Annotated in this window: 6 protein-coding genes; all 6 read left to right on the top strand. The window is 35.9% G+C overall.

The features are described 5' to 3' along the window. Positions 1-289 precede the first annotated feature (289 nt). On the top strand, positions 290-982 hold the full coding sequence (gene radC, locus RT405_RS00325) for a DNA repair protein RadC (RefSeq protein ID WP_313466711.1): 693 nt from the start codon (positions 290-292) through the stop codon (positions 980-982). 181 nt (positions 983-1,163) lie between these two features. Next, the gene (locus RT405_RS00320) at positions 1,164-1,364 is read left to right on the top strand and encodes a cold-shock protein (RefSeq protein ID WP_313466710.1); all 201 of its coding nucleotides are present in this window, start codon (positions 1,164-1,166) and stop codon (positions 1,362-1,364) included. A gap of 288 nt (positions 1,365-1,652) precedes the next feature. Beyond that, positions 1,653-1,853, top strand: a complete 201-nt coding sequence (locus RT405_RS00315) for a cold-shock protein (protein WP_035028798.1) — start codon at positions 1,653-1,655, stop codon at positions 1,851-1,853. Between the two features lie 215 nt (positions 1,854-2,068). Continuing rightward, positions 2,069-2,269, top strand: coding sequence for a cold-shock protein (locus RT405_RS00310; protein WP_035028800.1), 201 nt, complete (start codon positions 2,069-2,071; stop codon positions 2,267-2,269). 416 nt (positions 2,270-2,685) lie between these two features. Then, positions 2,686-2,886, top strand: coding sequence for a cold-shock protein (locus RT405_RS00305; RefSeq protein ID WP_313466710.1), 201 nt, complete (start codon positions 2,686-2,688; stop codon positions 2,884-2,886). Positions 2,887-3,333: 447 nt separating this feature from the next. Then, positions 3,334-4,207 (top strand): rod shape-determining protein (locus tag RT405_RS00300; protein WP_313466709.1); only part of this gene is annotated, 874 nt, incomplete at its 3' end.

Raw genomic sequence — 4,207 nt, 5'->3', positions numbered from 1 at the left:
TGTACTTTATTTCAGAAGTAAGCCAATTTTTAAAGAAACCAAATAATTGATGATTAACCAAAGAAATGTAACTAAGCGGAACAAGCGAGATAAAAAACGGCAGCTCTGTATTAGGGCTTAATATAAGTCAAAGACTTTATTGAAGAAAAGCAGACTGTATTAACATGTTAAAAATAGATTATACAACCTAAAAAGTTAATTTTTAAACTAATTGTTATTCTTAGTACGATAAAAAATAGATTCCCCTTTTTTTGCAGATAGTAAAAATACGGAGAAAAGGGGGAAAAACATGAGAGAGAGGTCGACAAGTCTGGTGAAAGAAGTTCCTATTTTTTCAAGGCCTAGAGAAAGAATGGAACAATATGGCGAAAAAGCATTAGCAAACCATGAATTACTAGCAATTTTATTGCGAACGGGAACAAAAGGCACCAATGTTATGGCACTTGCTATGGAAATCTTAAATACATTTGAAGATTTATATTTTTTGAAAACAGCTTCTATAGAAGAGTTGATGGTTATTTCTGGTATCGGAAAGATTAAAGCAATCGAAATAAGAGCTGCAATTGAATTGGGTATGCGGATTGCACAAGCTCCTCAAATTAAAATCGGACAAATAACTTCCAGTCGCAAAGCGGGAGAGATGCTGTTAGGAGAAATGCGGGATCTGCAGCAAGAGCATGTGATGGTGTTGTATTTGAATACTAAAAATGAAATCATTAAAAAAGAAACCACTTTTATAGGTGGGTTGAATTCATCGGTTGCGCACCCACGTGAAATTTTTAAAGGGGCAGTCCGCGTTTCGGCAGCTCGCATTATTGTAGGGCACAATCATCCTTCGGGGAATCCCGATCCTTCGGAAGCCGATATTTTATTTACTAAACGCATGTTTGAGTGCGGGGAATTAATCGGAATCGACTTATTGGATCATCTCATTATCGGACAAGATCGGTACATTAGTTTAAAAGAGCTAGGAGTCTTTTAGTAAAGGAGAAAAAATAAAATTTAATTAAAGCCTTTATAAGCTTGTGTTATTAAAATAATCGTGCTATACTTACGTCAGGTTTTTGTTTAGGTATAAGAAAAGAATTGTTTCATAACATTCCAATTCGTACCGTTAGCAAGAATTAACAAATGTGCAAAACGCACGAGGAGGATATTTTATTATGGAACAAGGTACAGTAAAATGGTTTAATGCAGAAAAAGGTTTTGGCTTTATCGAACGCGACGGTGGAGATGACGTATTCGTACATTTCTCAGCTATCCAAGGTGAAGGCTTCAAATCTTTAGAAGAAGGACAAGCAGTAACTTTCGACGTTGAAGAAGGAAACCGTGGACCTCAAGCAGCAAACGTTGTTAAAGCTTAATTAACATTACAATTAAGGTAAGAGAGTGAGACATCTGTCTCACTCTCTTTTGCATATCCGGCTAATGATACTCTAAAAGATATTCGATAAAGGTCTCCAGCAGCTTGAACTGTTAGAAGCCTTTGTAGATTATCGATTAGGCTTCTTGCTTGATAAGTATATTTGGACTTGTTATACTATTAGTGAGTTTTTGCATAGTAACAGAAAAATATTCCAAACATTTCAAATGATACTAATTAGTAAAAACATCAATTACATAGCGTTTAACGCATGAGGAGGATATTTACAATGGAACAAGGTACAGTAAAATGGTTTAATGCAGAAAAAGGGTTCGGTTTTATCGAACGCGAAGACGGAGACGATGTATTTGTGCATTTCTCAGCTATCCAAGGGGAAGGGTTTAAAACTTTGGAAGAAGGACAAGCAGTAACTTTTGACGTTGAAGAAGGCGACCGCGGACTTCAAGCAACAAATGTTGTTAAAGCTTAATGAAAAAGTAAGAAAATATACTTAGTACGTACACTGAGTTTATTTTCTTTTTTTAAAAGTGAAGCGTTTTACTTGCGGTATATACAGGGATATGTTAAAATAAATTTAGCATTTTGTTGAGGTAGAATGAAGAATCGTTGCAGAAACATTCCAAATCGTACCGTTAGCAAAAATGTTAAATATATAGTGTTTAACGCACGAGGAGGATATTTATAATGGAACAAGGTACAGTAAAATGGTTTAATGCAGAAAAAGGTTTTGGTTTTATCGAACGCGAAGACGGCGACGATGTATTCGTACATTTTTCAGCTATCCAAGGCGAAGGATTTAAATCTTTGGAAGAAGGACAAGCAGTAACTTTCGATGTTGAAGAAGGAAACCGTGGACCTCAAGCAGCAAACGTTGTTAAAGCTTAATTAAATCTAAAATAACTAAAGAGGTTAGCCCAAAAAGGGTTAACCTCTTTTCTATTCCCTTAACTATTTTGTTAACGTTCTCTAAAAGACAGTCATGAAGTCCGATTTCAATGCTCAGTTGATGTGCGGTCAATTCTGTGTTTACTCGCTCCAGTTGCTTTAGTCCTTATAGTGTTAACTGCTGAGGAGTGCAATATATGCAAGATAGAAGCTTTGGGTCTAAACGCTGTTTTTTTGTTCAATAACTGATCCATTTAAAAGAGATAGCAGGATTAACTTGCTATTATTAGAAATAAATGATACACTGTATTTAAGTTTTTGTGAGGTAGTAGAAAAGAATTGTTTCATAACATTCCAATTCGCACCGTTAGCAAGAATTAACAAATGTGCAAAACGCACGAGGAGGATATTTTATTATGGAACAAGGTACAGTAAAATGGTTTAATGCAGAAAAAGGTTTTGGCTTTATCGAACGCGACGGTGGAGATGACGTATTCGTACATTTCTCAGCTATCCAAGGTGAAGGCTTCAAATCTTTAGAAGAAGGACAAGCAGTAACTTTCGACGTTGAAGAAGGAAACCGTGGACCTCAAGCAGCAAACGTTGTTAAAGCTTAATTAACATTACAATTAAGGTAAGAGGGTGAGACAAACGTCTCACCCTCTTTTATATATCCAATTATTTATTTTAGAAGAGTTTTAAAAACCAGACCTGTATTCACTTTGACTTGCCTGCAGCAGCTTTAGTTGTTTAGGATACAGTAAGCGAAGCAGGACGGGCATAGATTTTTGTTTTTTGATACGCTTTTAAAAAAAGAAAAATGTGAGAATCTTTAAAGACAATGGTTTAGAAAACCACTACGTTCATGTGGAGCAAACTTAAATTTCTATTAAATTACGTAAATTATTAATGTTTTGCTAAAAAAAATGAAGTATGATGGTTTCTGACAAGGCAAAAATATCTTTTTTTTGTTATACTGTCTTAGAGTTTAATGAATAGTTAAAAATAATTGTACTATATTCTAAAAATTCTGATGTTAGACAGACTTGAGAGGATGAAATAATGTGTTTAAATTTGGAAATAAAGACATTGGTATTGATCTAGGAACAGCCAATACAAATGTTTTCGTTGATGGTAAAGGAATTGTTTTAAGAGATCCTTCAGTAGTTGCAAAAGATATCAATACTGGAGAAATTGTAGCAGTTGGTGAAGATGCCAGAAATATGATTGGGAGAACACCTGGTTCAATAGTTGCTATTCGACCTATGAAAAACGGCGTAATTGCAGATTATGATACTACAGCTGCAATGATGAAATATTACATTGAAAAAGCTATTGGAAAAACAACTTCTAAACCGTATGTCATGGTTTGTGTACCAAGTGGTGTAACTGAAGTAGAAAAACGCGCTGTAATTGATGCAACAAGAATGGCTGGAGCTAAAGATGCTTTTATTCTGGAAGAGCCATTTGCTGCAGCTGTTGGAGCAGGCTTGCCGGTCATGGATCCTACAGGCAGTATGGTTGTCGATATTGGAGGCGGAACTACTGATGTAGCAACAATAGCACTTGGCGGGATAGTAAGCAGCCGTTCTATCCGCTTGGCTGGGGATAGCATGGATGAAGGAATCATTCATTATATTCGTAAGAAATATAATTTATTGATTGGTGAACGTACAGCTGAACAAATCAAAATTGCTATTGGTTGTGCATCGGCAGAAAAAGCACCTGAATATGGCGCTATGGATGTTCGGGGACGCGATTTGTTAACTGGATTACCACAAACCATTGAAGTTTCAGCCATTGATGTAGCTGAAGCGATTAAAGAAGTTGTTGATGGGATCGTTAGCGCTGTGAGAGAAACATTAGAAGAAACACCGCCGGAAATTTCTGCAGATGTAATTGATCATGGAATTGTTTTGACAGGTGGAGGAGCTCTTT

This window comes from Carnobacterium sp., assembly GCF_032094055.1.
GTDB lineage: Bacteria > Bacillota > Bacilli > Lactobacillales > Carnobacteriaceae > Carnobacterium_A.
The sequence above is the reverse complement of the archived record's forward strand: the minus strand, read 5'-3'. Positions and strand labels throughout refer to the sequence as shown.